Origin of the sequence: Klebsiella sp. 54, from assembly GCF_018223875.1 — a bacterium.
GTDB classification, from domain to species: domain Bacteria; phylum Pseudomonadota; class Gammaproteobacteria; order Enterobacterales; family Enterobacteriaceae; genus Klebsiella; species Klebsiella quasipneumoniae.
Window position 1 is genome coordinate 1,182,037 of record NZ_JAGRRA010000002.1, and the last position, 16,019, is coordinate 1,198,055.

The window sequence follows — 16,019 nt, forward strand, 5'->3', positions numbered from 1 at the left end:
TTTCCGCTATGATGTTCATCTAAAAGGAGAAGGAGAGAAAATGCTGTTGATTGCCCGACGAACCGCTCTTGCGGCGGCGCTGCTGCTGGTCATGCCCCTCACGGTCTGGCTGTCTGGTTGGCTGTGGCAGCCAGGACTACCGGTGGCATGGCTGAAAAGCCTCTGGTGGGTGACGGAAACGGTGACCCAGCCGTGGGGAATCATCACCCATGTTGTGCTGTGCGCCTGGTTTCTCTGGTGCCTGCGCTTTCGCCTGCGCGCGGCGCTGATCCTGTTCCTCATTCTTGCCGCCGCCATCCTGGTGGGACAGGGGGCCAAATCCTGGGTCAAGGCGCGGGTCCAGGAGCCGAGACCGTTTGTCATCTGGCTGGAAAACACAAGGCAGGTGCCGGTGACGCAATTCTACGCGTTAAAGCGCAAAGAACGCGCTAAACTGGTGCATGAGCAGCTGGCGCAGGCGCAGGACATCCCGCCGTTTTTACGCAAACACTGGCAGAAAGAGACCGGGTTTGCCTTCCCGTCAGGCCATACGATGTTCGCCGCCAGCTGGGCGCTGCTCGCTGCCGGGCTGTTGTGGCCGCGTCGGCGCTGGGGCACGATCGCGGTACTGCTGGCGTGGGCGACGGCGGTGATGGGCAGTCGCCTGGCGCTCGGCATGCACTGGCCGCTGGATCTTATTGTCGCCACGCTGATTTCCTGGGTGCTGGTCACGGTGGCCTGCTGGCTGACGCAGCGTCTTTGCGGGCCGCTCTCGCCGCCGGGGGAAGAGGCGCAGGATATTAAAAAAAGGATGCCTGAAGCGGAATAATGTTGATTTTAGCGGCATCCGACCGCATATCCTGTAGAGTTGCCGTGCTTTTTCGTTCCACCGCTGCGGCGAAAATGATACTTTATAGGGCTGAAAGCGGGCTTTTTTCGCGCAACCCACAGAACGGGAAGTCATGTGAAATATTTACTCATTTTCTTACTGGTATTAGCAATCTTCGTCATTTCAGTGACGCTGGGGGCGCAGAATGACCAACAGGTCACTTTCAACTATTTGCTCGCTCAGGGTGAATTCCGCATTTCGACGCTACTGGCGGTGCTGTTTGCCGCAGGCTTTGCCATCGGCTGGCTGATCTGCGGCCTGTTCTGGCTGCGGGTGCGCGTCTCGCTGGCGCGCGCGGAGCGGAAAATTAAGCGCCTTGAGCACCAGATTGCCCCTGTCAGCCCGGCGGCTGTCGACGCAGGCGTGCCTGCGGTGAAGGAATAACCTCTTATGCTGGAGTTGTTGTTTCTGCTTTTACCCGTTGCCGCCGCCTACGGCTGGTACATGGGGCGCAGAAGTGCACAACAGTCCAAACAGGACGACGCGAGCCGCCTGTCACGGGATTACGTGGCGGGGGTGAACTTCCTGCTTAGCAACCAGCAGGATAAAGCCGTCGATCTGTTCCTTGATATGCTGAAAGAGGATACCGGTACCGTTGAGGCCCACCTGACGCTCGGCAACCTGTTCCGCTCGCGCGGTGAGGTCGACCGCGCGATCCGTATCCACCAGAGTCTGATGGAAAGCGCATCGTTAACCTACGATCAGCGCCTGTTGGCCGTCCAGCAGTTGGGGCGCGACTATATGGCCGCCGGGCTGTATGACCGTGCGGAAGACATGTTCAAACAGCTGGTGGATGAGACTGATTTTCGCCTCGGCGCGCTGCAGCAACTGCTGCAGATCTACCAGGCGACCAGCGACTGGCAGTCGGCGATTGAGGTGGCTGAGCGGCTGGTGAAGCTGGGCAAAGAGAAGCATCGTGGCGAAATCGCCAACTTCTGGTGCGAACTGGCCCTGCAGCAGATGGCGGCCAACGATCTGGATAAGGCGATGGCGCTGTTGAAGAAAGGCGCCGCCGCGGATCGCAACAGCGCCCGGGTGTCGATCATGATGGGTCGGGTGTGGATGGAGAAGGGCGACTACGCCAAAGCGGTGGAAAGCCTCGAGCGGGTTATCGATCAGGATAAAGAGCTGGTGGGTGAGACGCTGGAGATGCTGCAGACCTGCTATCAGCAGCTCGGCAAAGCCGATGAATGGGAAGTTTTCCTGCGCCGCTGCGTGGAGGAGAACGCCGGGGCGACCGCCGAACTGATGCTGGCGCAGATCCTTGAGCAGCGGGAAGGGGTCGAAGCGGCGCAAAACTACGTGACCCGGCAGCTGGAACGCCATCCCACTATGCGCGTCTTCCATAAGCTGATGGACTACCATCTCAATGAAGCGGAAGAAGGACGGGCGAAAGAAAGTCTTGGGGTGCTGCGAAACATGGTCGGCGAACAGGTGCGCAGCAAACCGCGCTACCGTTGCCAGAAATGCGGCTTTACCGCTCATACACTCTACTGGCATTGTCCGTCCTGCCGCTCCTGGGCGACCATCAAACCTATTCGCGGCCTCGACGGCCAGTAAGGTCAAAAAAAAACAGACGCTTTAGTTACAACATACTTATCATTTCTTTCCCGTCGCCGCCTGCAGCCCCGGCATCGCCGTCGTCCGCGCAGGGCAAAACAGCAGCCTGTTATTTTGTTAGCTTCACAGGTAGAATGCTGCCCGTTTACCTTTTTTGCGCCCTCTGGCGCCCATCAACACTAAGGTCTGGTCATGACGTCAACAGCTATCCCATCTTCCCGCGCTGTCACTTCCTCTCCCGTTGTGGTTGCGCTTGACTATGATAATCGCGATAAAGCGCTGGCATTTGTCGACCGCATCGACCCGCGCGACTGCCGCCTGAAGGTGGGCAAAGAGATGTTCACCCTGCTGGGACCGCAGTTTGTCCGCGATCTGCATCAGCGTGGGTTTGAGGTGTTCCTGGACCTTAAGTTTCACGATATTCCCAACACCACCGCCCGCGCGGTGGCGGCGGCGGCCGAGCTTGGCGTATGGATGGTGAATGTCCATGCCTCCGGCGGCGCGCGGATGATGACCGCGGCACGCGAAGCGCTGCTGCCTTTTGGTCAAGACGCGCCGCTGCTCATCGCCGTCACCGTCCTTACCAGCATGGAGTCCAGCGATCTGCAGGATCTGGGCATTACCTTATCTCCGGCTGATTACGCGGCGAAGCTGGCGGCGCTGACCCAACGCTGCGGCCTCGACGGGGTGGTGTGTTCAGCTCAGGAGGCGGTACGCTTTAAGCATGAGCTGGGACAGGCGTTTAAGCTGGTCACCCCGGGTATCCGTCCGCAGGGCAGCGACGCTGGCGATCAGCGGCGGATTATGACGCCTGAGCAGGCTCAGGCGGCAGGGGTGGACTATATGGTCATTGGCCGCCCGGTTACCCAGTCGACCGATCCTGCCGCGACGCTGCGGGCGATCAACGATTCTCTGCGCAAGGGGGCATAATGAGCGATTCCAACAGCCGCCTGGTCTACTCCACCGAAACCGGGCGTATCGACGAGGCGAAACCGGCGCCAGTGCGCCCGAAAGGCGACGGCATAGTGCGGATCCAGCGCCAGACTAGCGGCCGCAAGGGCAAGGGCGTCTGTCTGATTAGCGGGATTGATGCCGACGATGCGGCACTCACTGCCCTGGCGGCAGAGCTGAAGAAGAAATGCGGCTGCGGCGGCGCGGTGAAAGAGGGTGTGATTGAGATCCAGGGCGACAAACGGGATTTACTTAAGGCGCTGCTAGAGGCGAAAGGGATGAAAGTGAAGTTAGCTGGCGGCTAATCGTTTTTTCAACCCTAATTAATGGCCAGGTGAAATAACAAGGCCGCGGTGAATGCCGCGGCCTTGAATGATTTAACGTGCGTAAGTCAATTCGTATGAATTATTCTTTTATTTCGTCAGGTAATTATATTATTTGCCGACCTGGTGACCAATAATACCACCGACTGCTGCGCCACCCAGGGTACCGAGTGCGCTACCGTCAGTTAACACCGCACCGCCGATGGCGCCGGCGCCTGCACCGATTGCAGTGTTACGATCGCGTTTAGACATGTTAGAGCAAGCGCTCAGAGACATTGCTACAGTGACAGCCAGAACAACAGCAGCCATTTTTTTGCTCGTTGAAGTCATCATTTTTTTCTCCTGAATAATCTATTCATGGATTACGGCGCTCCTTTAAGCATAGCCTGATAAAGCAGCTTTAGGGCAATTCCATGAAGTTAGGGTGCGCAGGTATCACGAAAATCACGCAGGTGATAGTCACTTCCTGTTATATCGCTAATAATAATTCTACTTTTTTTTAAATTTATCGTCAGGTAAAAAATCTTAATTACCGGCTCGGAATACTCTCAGAGCGTAATTTCGCCCCGTTCGGCGTGGTGGCAGGGCACGGGGCGGGTGGAATATCAGATGTACGGCACAATATCGACGGTCAGGCCGCTGCGCAACAACTGCTCACGGCAGTCGTTCGGCAGACGATCGTCGGTGATAACGCGATTAAAGCGGCCGGCTGGGCCAAGCGGATAGGGGTGCACCGCGCTGAATTTTGAGCTGTCGCTGAGGATAATCGCTTCGCAGTGCTTCTCCAGAACGGCGTTAACCACGTCCGCACGCATCATATCGCGGCCGGTAAAGCCGGTTTCCGCCTGCCAGCCATCGATCCCGATGAAGGCCTTACTGAAATGCACCTGTTGAATGAACTGGCGGGTCAGTGGGCCAACCATACTTTCACTGCGTTTCTGGTAAATCCCGCCCAGCAGGATCACCTCTCCCGGCGTCTCTTTCAGCAGATGGGCGATATAGCTGCTGACGGTGATGATGGTGATATCGCCGCGTTCAGCCAGGGTGCGCGCCAGCAGGGCGTTGCTGCTGCCGTTTTCGATAAATACCGTTTCGCCGGCATTCACCAGCGCCGCGGCGCGGCTGGCCAGTTCACGCTTAATGGCGAAATGGGTCATCATGCGGGTTTCGACATCTTCACTGTCCAATGGGACGGCGTAGCCATGGGTGCGGCGCAGATAGCTCTGCTTCTCCAGCAGGTTTAGATCCTGACGGATGGTGACCTCTGAGACACCGGTCATCTTCGCCAGATCGGCGACGCTCATGCGGCCTTTATCGATGACCACTTGCAAAATACTTTGTTGTCGGGCGTTCATAGCAACATCACTGTTAGGGGGCTATACGGCGAACAACCGGTCAGCATCGCCGGTTGCGGCATGTGGGCGATAATCAGATTTCCCAGGGCGCTTTGGGTGGTTTGTTTTGCTCGGCGTCGTCTGCCGCCAGCGCCAGCAGTTCCGCTTTGAGGATCTCCAGATTATGGATCGCAGAGTGGTAATCACCGGCAACCAGAATATCCAGCACGGTATCGATACGTTGGGCGAGCAGGTGGGCATTCACATCTGACATGGCATTATCCTGGTAACAAAAACGAATGAAATCAATGATGCTAAAAATGGGTGAAAAAGAGAAGCGAAAAAAACGCACAACCTTAATCGTTGCGACGGAAATGACGGGACAGGGAGGAAAGAACGAGCGGTTCCCGAAGGAACCGCTGTGAAGAGACGTCAGGCTGCCGGACGAGCAATGATGCTACGCGTTTCCATGCGGACTTCAGCGATAGTGACATCGATAACATCGGTCACTTTGTAGACCACTTCTCCCTTGATCTGCACGGTGCCGTTTTCCTGGCTGCAGACCAGTTCGTCGCGCACGGCGTGGAGGAACGGGGCCGGAATAAAGGCGACCGCGCCATTGTCCACCAGACGTACGCGCATTCCGCCGCGGCTGATGTCGATGATCTCCGCCGCAAAGCGGGTGTCGGTACCGGCTTTATCGTTGAGGAAACGGGCATACAGCCAGTCGGCGACATCGCGTTCGGCCATGCGGTTGAGACGACGGCGCTCCGCCATCTGCACGGTGGCTTCATCCTGTGGGCGCGCAATGGTTTCGCCTTTGATGATGGCCTTCAGCAGACGGTGGTTGATCATGTCGCCATACTTACGGATCGGCGAGGTCCATGTGGCGTAGGCCTCAAGACCAAGACCAAAGTGGGGGCCCGGCTCGGTGCTGATTTCAGCAAACGACTGGAAACGACGTATGCGGCTGTCGAGGAAACCGGTCGGCTGAGCGTCCAGTTCGCGGCGCAGCTTGCAGAAACCTTCCAGGGTGAGCACTTCCGTCGGATCAACGTGTACGTCGTGGGTCTTCAGCAGGGCCGCCAGCTGTTCGGTATTCGCCGGGTCGAAGCCGGTGTGGACGTTATAAACGCCGAAGCCAAGCTTGTCGCGCAGCACGCGGGCGGCACAGATGTTGGCGGCGATCATCGACTCTTCGACAATACGGTTGGCAATACGACGCGGCTCCGCGACGATGTCCAGCACTTCGCCTTTTTCGCCGAGGACGAAACGGTAATCCGGGCGGTCTTTAAACACCAGCGCGTGGGTCTGACGCCATTCGCTGCGGCGCTGACACACGTCCTTCAGCAGCGTAATTTGCTGCGCGATCGCCTCGCTGCCCGGCTGCCAGCTGCCGCGGCCTTCCAGCCAGTCAGAGACATCGTCATAGGCCAGTTTGGCTTTTGATTCGATGGTAGCGGCAAAGAACTCGAAATTGTCTTCGATGGTGCCATCGGCCGCCAGAGTCATCCGGCAGGCCAGCACCGGGCGCACTTCATTGGCACGCAGGGAACACAGGTCGTCTGACAGTTCGCGCGGCAGCATCGGGATGTTGAAGCCCGGCAGATAGTTGGTAAAGGCGCGTACTTTTGCGGCGTTATCCAGCTTGCTGCCTTCGGCAATCCACGCGGTCGGGTCAGCGATCGCCACCGTCAGCAACAGTTTGCCGTCGGCGCCAGATTCGACATACAGCGCATCGTCCATATCTTCGGTACTGGCGCTGTCAATGGTGACGAAGTCGAGGGCGGTCAAATCGCGGCGAGTCAGCCCTTCGTCAAGCATCTCGGTGGCGACGCCGTCCGGTGCCTCTTTCTCAAGATTATGGCGCGCCAGCGTCACCCACCACGGGACGAAGTGATCGTCGCTGAAGGTGATGAACTGGGTCAGCTCCGCGTAAAATCCGCGGTCGCCTTTTAATGGATGACGGCGCATTTCTGCGACGGCCCAGTCACCCTGTTTGAAATCATGCTCAACGCCACGGGCGGCGCGGCAGGGAATGGCGTCTTTCAGCAGCGGATGGTCAGGAACGATAGCGAGGCGATCGTCTTTCTTCTGGACTTTACCGACGAAACGGGTCAGGAAGGGCTCAACCAGCGATTCCGGTTCGGCGCTTTCGCGTTCTTTTTCAGAATGGATCACCGCAACGATACGGTCGCCATGCATCACTTTTTTCATCTGCGGCGGCGGAATGAAGTAGCTCTTCTGAGCGTCCACTTCGAGGAAGCCAAAGCCCTTTTCCGTGCCCTTAACGACCCCTTCCGCGCGCGGCGTCTGGGAATGCAGTTGCTGTTTAAGCTGCGCTAGCAGCGGGTTATCCTGAAACATAATTAGGTATTTTCGTGGCTAAAAGAGCGGCTGACATTTTTACGCGATTATGCCTGTCGCAGCAAGCGCTGTTTCAGCAATTTACGTCTGCTGACGCACATAGCCGAGGGCGATTTTCAGACGATTCATCCAGCCGCATAGTCCGCTCCAGGTTAACAGATCGATCGCCTGTTCCGCTGAGAGTCCATATTCGCCGAGGGGTGTTAACTGGGCGGCGCTAAACCGGTCCGGGGAGCGGGTTAACAACTGTACCGCGGTAACGAGCGCGCGCGACCGCGGATGCTGCCCAAGCCAGCGATGGAGAGACTGATCGCCCTCGCGCAAATGGCTGCCGAACGCTTCTTCACCGTGCCAGTGGGAGAGCCAGGCGTCAAAACAGGTGGCGCTGCCATTGGTGCGCGCGGTGAGTAAGGCGACCTGCGGGCCAAAGGTACCGTTGCCGCTGAGCTGGCGTAACAGCGTCTCCAGAGGCGCCATCAGCTGCGGGTCGCAGGCCAGCAACGGAGCCAGCGGGCCCAGGCCGGGCAGTGACTGCCAGCTGGCGATACGCCGCTGGCGCTCGTCATCGGCATACTGCAGATCGGGATCCTCAATGTCGGTTACCCACTCTCCTGGTGGGTTGACGAACAGGTCGGCGGGCGCCTCCTCTTGCTGCGGCATACCGGGGATCCAGCGCACCGGGAAGCCCTGGGCCGCCTGCAGCACGGCAATCGCCCGCGCCTGGAAGCCGACGAAACCGATAATCTGGTTGATCAGGATAATATCCCGACTGGTCAGGCCCACTTCGTCCAGCTGGCTGCGGGAAAGGGCGTTAATGACGGAGGGTGAACCGGCGAGCTGACGAGCGTATTGGGTGATCTGCGCCAGACGACGGTTGCTCTCGCGCGAAGAGTCGGGCCCCGGCAGGGGCGCCAGGCGGGCGGCATAGTGGTTACACAGCCGCTGGACGCCGTAGACCTGGGCGACGGTGAGCGCAGTGCTCAGGCGATCGTAGGCGGTAAAGGTTTGCAGGCGGCTCACCGCCACCTGGTCGGGAAACAGCCGCTCGGCCAGCTGGCGCGCGGGGCGTAGCCAGCCTGCGTGGGCGTGTAGCCAGGCGTCCGGCAGCGTCAGGTCCAGCAAAAAGCGGTCTTCAACATGGGCGGCTTCAGGGACGAGCGGCAGGACATCCACCGGGCAGATTGTTGACTGGGTTTCGTGATACCAGTGGTTTTTGCCATTCACGCGGCGTGGCTCCATGGGCTTTCCTTGTTCGGTATGTGGCGAACCGCCGTTCCGCGGATCGTTTATGCAGAACTATCCTGGCGTAACCCGGAAGCAGGAGAAAATATTGATACGTGCTAACAAATAGCCGATTGGAATAACAGGGGGTGCACAAAGCCTCGGAAGGGAGAGCCCTCCTCACCGGGGCGAGGAGGGTAAGGAACTTATTTCAGTTCCAGCTCGTTCATGGCGGCGATGCTGAACCCGCCATCAACGTGAACGACTTCACCGGAGATACCCGCAGACAGGTTGGAGCACAGGAAGGCTGCGCTGTTACCCACGTCTTCAATGGTGACGGTGCGACGGATCGGGGTGACCGCTTCGCAGTGCGCCAGCATTTTACGGAAATCTTTGATACCGGACGCGGCCAGGGTACGGATCGGACCGGCGGAGATAGCGTTGACGCGAACGCCTTCCGGACCCATCGCGTTCGCCATATAGCGCACGTTAGCTTCCAGAGAGGCTTTCGCCAGACCCATGACGTTGTAGTTCGGGATCGCGCGCTCGGCGCCCAGGTAGGAGAGCGTCAGCAGAGCAGAGCCCGGGTTCAGCATTGTGCGGCAGGCTTTGGCCATCGCCACGAAGCTGTAGGCGCTGATGTCGTGCGCGATTTTGAAACCTTCGCGGGTGACCGCGTTGACGTAGTCGCCGTCTAACTGGTCAGCCGGGGCATAACCGATAGAGTGGACGAAACCATCGAATTTTGGCCAGACTTTTTCCAGCTCGGCGAACAGCGCGGTGATGCTCTCGTCTTCAGCAACGTCGCACGGCAGCACAATGTCAGAACCCAGCGTGGCAGCAAACTCTTCAACGCGACCTTTCAGTTTTTCATTCTGATAGGTGAATGCCAGTTCCGCGCCTTCGCGGTGCATTGCCTGCGCAATACCGTAGGCGATGGACAGTTTGCTGGCGACGCCAGTGATCAAAATGCGCTTACCGGAAAGAAAACCCATAGCTTTAATCCTTATCGTTATTGCTTATTTTTACTTTAACAATCATAACGTTAACATTGTTATTTCAAAATAACTCAAATTTAGCCAGGAATTATATCCCACTGACGACCCCTTGTGTCACGATATTTTTCAGCCGGCCCGCGCCGCGCGGGGCAAAAGCCGATCGTGATGGCTCAAGTATACCCTTTTCTCAGCTGATTATTTGAGCGCAATCGTCGCCAGCAGGAGGCGCCCATCGGCACCGAGAGGCCGCAGCTCGCCCGGGGCGTTGCCGCGCCAGCAGAGACCGCTGCCGGCGGCGCAGCGCCGCCCGGCCAGATCCCACTCCCCCTGCAGCACATAAGCGACGCCTTCGGTGGCCGCTCGCTGCCGGTCGCTCACCACTTCAACCTTCGCTGAGGCTCGACCCCGATGGGTCATGACATTGAAGTCCAGTCCAGGCTCAACGATCCCGACGCTGGACAGCACGCACTCGCCGGGGAATGCCCACGGCTGCCAGAGCGCCAGCGGATGGTCGATCTCCTCCCCGCGCAGCCGTAGCGGTCGCCCCGCCAGCAAGACGATCGTCCGGTCGACCCCGGGGAAGGGGGAGAAAGGGCCATCGGCCTGCAGGGTGGCAATGCTCGCGCGCCAGAGAAAAGGGGCATCTACGGAAGGAACGGCGATAATTTCGCGCGTGGCGCCGGCACCGTTCTTCCACGGCGTGACGGGTAAAGTAGCGTAATCAAAATACGTGATCATAGTTTGCTCGGCGGAAATCTGGAGTGGATAGTATTTGTTACACGCTTGTCTCAATGTGCTTACAAATTATTTACAACAGGGCTCACAAATCCATCATTGAGCGCGTGTGCGTGTTTGTCAATGCTTGTATATACATGAGCAGTCATCTGCGAATTATCTTATCGCCGTGACCAGAGCCATCATGACAAAACGCGATCGGGAGAATGAAAATGCAACAGCGTATTACTTTCCGCCAGGCCTGCCTGGTCACCCTGTTTTCGGGGCTACTGCTGTCTGGTGGCTCAACATACGCTAAAGAGTGGAAATCGATCACCATCGCTACGGAAGGCGGCTATGAGCCCTGGAATCTGACGCTTCCCGGAGGGAAACTCAGCGGCTTCGAGCCCGAGCTAATGGCGAATTTATGCCAGCGAATGCAGATCGAATGCAAACTGGTGGTGCAGAACTGGGATGGCATGATTGCCGGACTTAACGCCGGTAAATATGACGTGATCATGGATGCTATCGTCGTCACCCCAGAGCGTTCGAAGGTAGTGGCGTTTACCCAGGCATACGCTGCCACGCCGGCCTCTTTCATTGCGGTAAAAGGGTCGCTGCTACCGCCGTCCCCGGCGGTCAAACTTCATGATGATGAGAAAGAGATTCAGGCGGAGATTGCGCCTCTGCGCGCGGCGTTGAAAGGGAAAACCATCGGCATCGCTTCCGGTACCGTCTACACCCCGTTTATTGATAAGTATTTCAAGGATATCGCTGACGTCCGGGAATATAACAACTCAGCGGATGCGATCCTCGACCTGCAGGCTGAGCGCATCGATGCGGTGTTTGATGATATTACCTTTGCCAACACCACCCTGTCGCGTCCGGAGAATAGCAATCTGGCATTGAGCGGTCCGCTGATGAGCGGCCCAATCTGGGGAGGCGGTGAGGCGATGGGTGTGCGCCATACCGATACCGATCTCAAAGCGAAACTGGATAGCGCCATTCAGGCGGCGCTGGCCGATGGGACGGTAAAAAAACTGAGTGAGAAATGGTTTAAAAGCGACGTGACTCCCTGAGCGAGGCAACCATGTTAAATCTTCTGAGTTTGGGTGAAAACGGGTGGGGGACGCTGATCCTCAGCGCAACGCTGACCACGTTGCTGCTGTCGCTTGCAGCGCTGGCCGTCGGTGCGGGCGTGGGCGGCGTCATCGCCGCCGCAAAATTGTCCCGGCACGCGCCAGCGCGCTGGTTCGGCGCCGCCTGGTCGGTGGTATTCCGCGGTATCCCTGAATTACTGGTGATCTATCTGTTCTATTTTGGCGGCTCAGGGATGATTTCATGGCTGGGTCGCCTGTTTGGCGCAGACGGCTTTATTGAGGTGCCGCCATTTCTGATTGGCGCCCTGGCGATTGGTTTGATCTCCTCCTCGTATCAGGCGGAAGTCTACCGTGCTGCTCGCCTGGCGTTGATGCCCGGTGAAGTGGAGGCAGCTACCGCCATTGGCATGCCGCGCTGGCGGATCCTGCAGCGCATCCTGCTGCCGCAGATTGTCCGTTATTCGCTGCCGGGGTTGTCCAACGTCTGGCAGATGAGCCTCAAAGATTCGGCGCTGGTATCAGTGACCGGGATGGTTGAACTGATGCGCTTCAGCCAGATTGCCGCTGGCTCTACCCGCGATTATTTCCTGTTCTATCTCATCGGCGGCGGTTGCTATTTGATCCTGACGCTGCTCTCTAACCGCGCGTTTACCCGGGCGGAGAGCCATCTGAACCGCGCCTGGCTGCGTCGCAGCGCCGCGCAGGCGTAAGGAGCCCGTATGATTATCGATTTTGCCTTCCTCGGTGAGACGTTGTTGAAGCTCGGCGCGGCGCTGCCGGTGACGCTGGGGCTCTTTATCTGCTCTTTTATGCTTGGCGGCGTGCTGGCCCTTGGCGTTCTGGCGCTGCGAATGAGCCGCTGGCCGCTGGCAAGCGGCTTCGCCAAAGGCTATATCCTGATCTTTCGCGGCTCGCCATTGCTGATCCAGTTGTTTCTCATTTATTACGGGCTGGGTCAGTTTGGGGTGATCCGCCACAGTTTCCTGTGGCCGCTGCTGCGCGAACCCTTCATCTGCGCCGTTCTGGCGCTGGCGCTCTGTACGGCGGCCTATACCGCGGAAATTCTGCGCGGCGGGTTGCTGGCGATACCGCCGGGTCAGATTGAAGCCGGCCAGGCTTGCGGTATGTCGCGCTGGCTGCTGCTGCGGCGGATCATTGCCCCGGTGATGCTGCGCTATGCGCTGCCAGCCTACTCCACGGAGGCCATTTTGTTGGTCAAGTCGACGGCGCTGGCAAGCCTGGTGACCGTCTGGGACGTCACGGGGGTGGCCCAACAGATTATTCAGCGTACCTACCGGACGATGGAGGTATTTCTCTGCGCGGCGGCCATCTACCTGCTGCTCAATTTCATCATTGTCCAGTTGTACGCCCTGCTTGAACGGCGTTTAACCCCGCATACCCGGCCAAATCCGGCGACCGTGTCGCTCAAGCCGATAACCAAAGGAGAGTAAGATGCTCGATTCACGTCCGGTGACCTTATCGGTCAGCGATATTCATAAGTCCTTTGGCTCCCTGGATGTTCTGAAGGGGATCACCATCCAGGCGCAGCAGGGCGATGTTATTTCGATCCTTGGCGCCAGCGGCTCCGGTAAAAGTACGCTGCTGCGCTGCATTAACCTGCTGGAAACGCCCGATGCCGGAGTGGTCAGCGTCGGCGGGGAGACGATTGAAATGAAACACCACGCTCGCGGGCATCGGCTGGCGGCGAATCCCCGGCAGATAGAACGCCTGCGCTCGCGGCTGGGGATGGTCTTCCAAAGTTTTAACCTGTGGTCGCATATGACGGTTCTGCAGAATGTCATTGAGGGGCCGCATTATGTGCTCAAACGCGATAAACGGACCTGCATTGAACAGGCCGAGCAGCTGCTGGAGCGGGTGGGGATGTTGAACCGAAAGGATTTTTATCCGGCGCAGCTCTCCGGCGGCCAGCAGCAGCGCGTGGCGATAGCCCGCGCGCTGGCGATGGAGCCGGACGTCATGCTCTTTGATGAACCCACCTCAGCGCTGGATCCTGAACTGGTCGGCGAGGTGCTAAAGGTGATGCGCAGCCTGGCGGAGGAGGGACGGACGATGCTGGTGGTCACCCACGAGCTGGGATTCGCCCGCCATGTCTCCAACCGGGTGGTCTTTATGCACCAGGGGACGATTGACTGCGACGGCGCGCCTGAGGCGCTGTTTGGCAGCCAGGGATCCGCGCGCTTTAAGCAATTTATCTCCAGCCATCAACAGCCAGGACAGGTCGTATGAAAATGATCCAGTGGGGCGATGCGCCGATACGCTGGCAGGAGGTGGCTTGCGTCGCCCGGGGCGAGGCGACCTTGAGCCTCAGCGACAGCGCCTGGGCGCGTATCGCGCAAGGACGGGCGATCGTCCAGCATATCGTTAAAGCCGGCCAGGTAGCCTATGGGATCAATACCGGGCTGGGGGCGCTGTGCAATATTACGCTGCCGGAAGCGCAGCTGCACCAGCTGTCGCGCAATACGTTGCTCAGCCATGCATGCGGGGTGGGACCGTTGCTGGAGGTCGCCCCAACCCGGGCAATTATGTGCGCCGCGGTGGCCAATTTCAGCCACGGTAAATCCGGGATCTCCGCCGGGATAGTGCAGCAACTGTTGGCGTTTTTGCAGCATGGCGTCACCCCTCAGGTGCCCTCCCAGGGGTCAGTTGGCTATTTAACGCATATGGCGCATATTGGCCTGGCCCTGATGGGGGTTGGCGATGTGCTGTGGCAGGGGCGAACGTGGCCTGCGGCAGAGGTCCTGTCGCAGCTGAATCTGCAGCCCATCGCGCCGGGAGCGAAAGAGGGGCTGAGTCTGGTCAACGGTACGCCGTGCATGACCGGTCTGGCCTGTCTGGCGTTAGACGACGCCGAGCGCTTAATGGACTGGGCCGATGTAACCGGCGCGATGAGCTTTGAAGCGCTGCGCGGCCAGCTTGTGGCATTCGATGCCGAGATCCTGGCGCTGAAAGCCAGCCCCGGTATCCAGACCAGCGGCCAGCGGCTGCGTGAGCTGCTGGCGGACAGCCCTCTGCTGGCCGAAAGTCAAGGACTTCGCACCCAGGATGCGCTAAGCCTTCGCTCGATGCCTCAGGTGCATGGCGCTTGCCGCGATCAGTTTAGCCACGCGCAGACGCAGATAAATATCGAACTCAACGCCTGTACCGATAATCCGCTGATCCTGGGGACCGTTGAGCAGTGGCGGGTGGTCTCCCAGGCGCATCCGCACGGCGAATCAGTGGCAATGGCCTGCGATTTGCTGGCCATTGCCATGGCAGAGCTGGGCGCTATCGCTGAACGACGCCTTGACCGGCTGGTGAATCCTCTGGTGAGCGGGCTGCCGGCGTTCCTGGTCGCCCGACCGGGCGTGAATTCAGGGATGATGATTGCCCAGTACGTCGCCGCGTCGTTGTGCGCGGAAAACAAGCAGCTGGCGCAGCCAGCGGTGCTGGATAATTTTGTTACCTCGGCTTTGCAGGAGGATCATTTAAGTCTGGGCACCAGCGCTGCGCTGAAACTGCAGCGCCTGCTGGGCAACCTCTATCAGATCCTCGGCATCGAATATTTACTCGCTGCCCAGGGGCTCGATTTTCACGAGCCGCAGAAGCTGGCCGCGGGCACGCGCCGGGCGCGAGACCTGCTGCGCGAAAGCGTGCCTGGCTGGGAGGACGATCGTTGGCTGGCGCCGGACATTGCCAGCGCGGTGGCCATCCTTAAGCGAACCGCTGGCCACGCGCCGGCGTGAGGTCAGCGGGCGAGGTGAATGAGACGACGCTATTTGCCGTCTTTGCGCCAGGCGTCGGCGGTGAGAGCCTCACCGAAATGGCCGGCAATCAGACGTCGGGTCAGGTCGTGCAGCGGTGAGGCCAGCACATCGGCGGTGCTGCCGCGCTCAACCACTTCCCCGTTATGCATCACCAGCACCTGATCGCTGATGTGCTTCATCATGCCCAGGTGCTGGGTGACATAGATGTAGGAGATGCCCTGTTTCTCCTGCAGCTCCAGCATCAGGTTGATGAGCTGGGAGCGCATCGACATATCCAGCGAGGCCAGCGCCTCATCGCAGACGATGACCTTCGGGCGCAGGATCAGCGCCCGGGCGAGGCCAAGACGCTGCTTCTGACCCGGGGCCAGCATATGGGGATAGTAGCTGACGTGGTCCGGCAGCAGGCCGACCATGCGCAGGGTGTCGATGATCTGCTTCTGTCGCGCTTCGGCGTCGAGATCGGTATTCAGCCGCAGCGGAAAATCGAGGATCTGCGAGATGCGCTGGCGCGGGTTTAGCGACGTCGACGGATCCTGAAAGATCATGCGAATTTTCTGGCTGCGGTAGGAGTAATCCCCGAAGGTCAACGGATGGTCGTCGATCAGCACCTCGCCGCTGGTGGGCTCCACCATGCCCGCCAGCATCTTCGCGAGGGTGGATTTTCCGGAGCCATTCTCGCCGATAATCGCCAGCGTCTGCCGTTCGCGCAGGGTAAAACTCAGCGGCTTAACCGCCTCCACCGTCTGGCGGTGAAACCAGCCGGTGCGGTAGCGAAAGGTCTTACTGAGTTGGCGCACTTCCAGCAATGTTTCGACCATT

The 16,019-nt window shown here is 58.9% G+C and carries 18 protein-coding genes; 10 read left to right on the plus strand and 8 right to left on the minus strand.

Annotated features, from left to right (window positions below; all coding sequences use genetic code 11):
• Window positions 1-40 precede the first annotated feature (40 nt).
• The 5 genes from pgpB (at window position 41) to yciH (ending at window position 3,684) form a co-directional block, all read left to right on the plus strand.
• On the plus strand, window positions 41-808 hold the full coding sequence (gene pgpB, locus KHQ24_RS07360; protein WP_004203878.1) for a phosphatidylglycerophosphatase B: 768 nt from the start codon (window positions 41-43) through the stop codon (window positions 806-808).
• Window positions 809-943: 135 nt separating this feature from the next.
• Window positions 944-1,252 (plus strand): LapA family protein, encoded by a 309-nt coding sequence (locus tag KHQ24_RS07365; protein ID WP_002901780.1) that lies wholly within the window; start codon window positions 944-946, stop codon window positions 1,250-1,252.
• 6 nt (window positions 1,253-1,258) lie between these two features.
• Complete coding sequence (gene lapB, locus KHQ24_RS07370; RefSeq protein ID WP_004203879.1) at window positions 1,259-2,428, plus strand: lipopolysaccharide assembly protein LapB; 1,170 nt, start codon at window positions 1,259-1,261, stop codon at window positions 2,426-2,428.
• A 192-nt stretch (window positions 2,429-2,620) separates the two neighbouring features.
• On the plus strand, window positions 2,621-3,358 hold the full coding sequence (gene pyrF / locus KHQ24_RS07375) for an orotidine-5'-phosphate decarboxylase (protein WP_023318037.1): 738 nt from the start codon (window positions 2,621-2,623) through the stop codon (window positions 3,356-3,358).
• The gene (gene yciH, locus KHQ24_RS07380) at window positions 3,358-3,684 is read left to right on the plus strand and encodes a stress response translation initiation inhibitor YciH (RefSeq protein WP_004203881.1); all 327 of its coding nucleotides are present in this window, start codon (window positions 3,358-3,360) and stop codon (window positions 3,682-3,684) included. The genes pyrF and yciH overlap by 1 nt, the downstream gene beginning before the upstream one ends.
• A gap of 129 nt (window positions 3,685-3,813) precedes the next feature.
• Here the strand turns inward: yciH and osmB are convergent, their stop codons facing one another.
• The 7 genes from osmB to KHQ24_RS07415 all read right to left on the minus strand — a co-directional run bounded on the left by osmB (window position 3,814) and on the right by KHQ24_RS07415 (window position 10,360).
• A complete protein-coding gene (osmB, locus tag KHQ24_RS07385; protein ID WP_002901783.1) occupies window positions 3,814-4,032 on the minus strand; it encodes an osmotically-inducible lipoprotein OsmB in 219 nt (72 codons plus the stop codon).
• Window positions 4,033-4,307: 275 nt separating this feature from the next.
• Window positions 4,308-5,057, minus strand: coding sequence for a DNA-binding transcriptional regulator YciT (locus KHQ24_RS07390; RefSeq protein ID WP_004203882.1), 750 nt, complete (start codon window positions 5,055-5,057; stop codon window positions 4,308-4,310).
• A gap of 73 nt (window positions 5,058-5,130) precedes the next feature.
• Window positions 5,131-5,310: a hypothetical protein gene (locus KHQ24_RS07395; protein WP_004203883.1), complete on the minus strand. Its 180-nt coding sequence runs from the start codon at window positions 5,308-5,310 to the stop codon at window positions 5,131-5,133.
• A gap of 158 nt (window positions 5,311-5,468) precedes the next feature.
• Window positions 5,469-7,403 carry an exoribonuclease II gene (locus KHQ24_RS07400; RefSeq protein ID WP_194418101.1) on the minus strand — a complete coding sequence of 645 codons (1,935 nt, stop codon included), beginning with the start codon at window positions 7,401-7,403 and terminating at the stop codon, window positions 5,469-5,471.
• 81 nt (window positions 7,404-7,484) lie between these two features.
• Window positions 7,485-8,642 (minus strand): CMD domain-containing protein, encoded by a 1,158-nt coding sequence (locus tag KHQ24_RS07405; RefSeq protein ID WP_069603623.1) that lies wholly within the window; start codon window positions 8,640-8,642, stop codon window positions 7,485-7,487.
• 188 nt (window positions 8,643-8,830) lie between these two features.
• Window positions 8,831-9,619 (minus strand): enoyl-ACP reductase FabI, encoded by a 789-nt coding sequence (gene fabI, locus KHQ24_RS07410; protein ID WP_211777197.1) that lies wholly within the window; start codon window positions 9,617-9,619, stop codon window positions 8,831-8,833.
• A 198-nt stretch (window positions 9,620-9,817) separates the two neighbouring features.
• On the minus strand, window positions 9,818-10,360 hold the full coding sequence (locus KHQ24_RS07415) for a HutD family protein (protein WP_211777198.1): 543 nt from the start codon (window positions 10,358-10,360) through the stop codon (window positions 9,818-9,820).
• 209 nt (window positions 10,361-10,569) lie between these two features.
• On the opposite strand from KHQ24_RS07415, the gene KHQ24_RS07420 reads away from it, so the two are divergent.
• The 5 genes from KHQ24_RS07420 to KHQ24_RS07440 are packed head-to-tail and all read left to right on the plus strand — an operon-like array spanning window position 10,570 to window position 15,179.
• Window positions 10,570-11,415, plus strand: a complete 846-nt coding sequence (locus tag KHQ24_RS07420) for a transporter substrate-binding domain-containing protein (RefSeq protein WP_211777199.1) — start codon at window positions 10,570-10,572, stop codon at window positions 11,413-11,415.
• Between the two features lie 11 nt (window positions 11,416-11,426).
• On the plus strand, window positions 11,427-12,146 hold the full coding sequence (locus KHQ24_RS07425; RefSeq protein ID WP_211777200.1) for an ABC transporter permease: 720 nt from the start codon (window positions 11,427-11,429) through the stop codon (window positions 12,144-12,146).
• Window positions 12,147-12,155: 9 nt separating this feature from the next.
• Window positions 12,156-12,887, plus strand: a complete 732-nt coding sequence (locus tag KHQ24_RS07430; RefSeq protein ID WP_004203893.1) for an ABC transporter permease — start codon at window positions 12,156-12,158, stop codon at window positions 12,885-12,887.
• Between the two features lies 1 nt (window position 12,888).
• Window positions 12,889-13,683: an ABC transporter ATP-binding protein gene (locus KHQ24_RS07435; protein WP_017900863.1), complete on the plus strand. Its 795-nt coding sequence runs from the start codon at window positions 12,889-12,891 to the stop codon at window positions 13,681-13,683.
• The gene (locus KHQ24_RS07440) at window positions 13,680-15,179 is read left to right on the plus strand and encodes an HAL/PAL/TAL family ammonia-lyase (protein WP_023318042.1); all 1,500 of its coding nucleotides are present in this window, start codon (window positions 13,680-13,682) and stop codon (window positions 15,177-15,179) included. Before KHQ24_RS07435 ends, KHQ24_RS07440 begins: the two co-directional genes overlap by 4 nt.
• Window positions 15,180-15,208: 29 nt before the next feature.
• Here KHQ24_RS07440 and sapF read toward each other — a convergent pair whose 3' ends face one another.
• Complete coding sequence (gene sapF, locus KHQ24_RS07445; protein WP_004203898.1) at window positions 15,209-16,018, minus strand: putrescine export ABC transporter ATP-binding protein SapF; 810 nt, start codon at window positions 16,016-16,018, stop codon at window positions 15,209-15,211.
• Window position 16,019: the final 1 nt, after the last annotated feature.

What these genes read in the sequence shown, in the direction of transcription:
- KHQ24_RS07435 (WP_017900863.1), top strand. Translation starts at nt 12,889, where the DNA reads ATGCTCGATTCACGTCCGGTGACCTTATCGGTCAGCGATATTCATAAG.
- KHQ24_RS07430 (WP_004203893.1), top strand. Translation starts at nt 12,156, where the DNA reads ATGATTATCGATTTTGCCTTCCTCGGTGAGACGTTGTTGAAGCTCGGC.
- lapB (WP_004203879.1), top strand. Translation starts at nt 1,259, where the DNA reads ATGCTGGAGTTGTTGTTTCTGCTTTTACCCGTTGCCGCCGCCTACGGC.
- sapF (WP_004203898.1), bottom strand. Translation starts at nt 16,018, where the DNA reads ATGGTCGAAACATTGCTGGAAGTGCGCCAACTCAGTAAGACCTTTCGC.
- yciH (WP_004203881.1), top strand. Translation starts at nt 3,358, where the DNA reads ATGAGCGATTCCAACAGCCGCCTGGTCTACTCCACCGAAACCGGGCGT.
- KHQ24_RS07415 (WP_211777198.1), bottom strand. Translation starts at nt 10,360, where the DNA reads ATGATCACGTATTTTGATTACGCTACTTTACCCGTCACGCCGTGGAAG.
- KHQ24_RS07440 (WP_023318042.1), top strand. Translation starts at nt 13,680, where the DNA reads ATGAAAATGATCCAGTGGGGCGATGCGCCGATACGCTGGCAGGAGGTG.
- KHQ24_RS07390 (WP_004203882.1), bottom strand. Translation starts at nt 5,057, where the DNA reads ATGAACGCCCGACAACAAAGTATTTTGCAAGTGGTCATCGATAAAGGC.
- KHQ24_RS07420 (WP_211777199.1), top strand. Translation starts at nt 10,570, where the DNA reads ATGCAACAGCGTATTACTTTCCGCCAGGCCTGCCTGGTCACCCTGTTT.
- fabI (WP_211777197.1), bottom strand. Translation starts at nt 9,619, where the DNA reads ATGGGTTTTCTTTCCGGTAAGCGCATTTTGATCACTGGCGTCGCCAGC.
- pyrF (WP_023318037.1), top strand. Translation starts at nt 2,621, where the DNA reads ATGACGTCAACAGCTATCCCATCTTCCCGCGCTGTCACTTCCTCTCCC.
- KHQ24_RS07405 (WP_069603623.1), bottom strand. Translation starts at nt 8,642, where the DNA reads ATGGAGCCACGCCGCGTGAATGGCAAAAACCACTGGTATCACGAAACC.
- pgpB (WP_004203878.1), top strand. Translation starts at nt 41, where the DNA reads ATGCTGTTGATTGCCCGACGAACCGCTCTTGCGGCGGCGCTGCTGCTG.
- KHQ24_RS07395 (WP_004203883.1), bottom strand. Translation starts at nt 5,310, where the DNA reads ATGTCAGATGTGAATGCCCACCTGCTCGCCCAACGTATCGATACCGTG.
- osmB (WP_002901783.1), bottom strand. Translation starts at nt 4,032, where the DNA reads ATGACTTCAACGAGCAAAAAAATGGCTGCTGTTGTTCTGGCTGTCACT.
- KHQ24_RS07400 (WP_194418101.1), bottom strand. Translation starts at nt 7,403, where the DNA reads ATGTTTCAGGATAACCCGCTGCTAGCGCAGCTTAAACAGCAACTGCAT.
- KHQ24_RS07425 (WP_211777200.1), top strand. Translation starts at nt 11,427, where the DNA reads ATGTTAAATCTTCTGAGTTTGGGTGAAAACGGGTGGGGGACGCTGATC.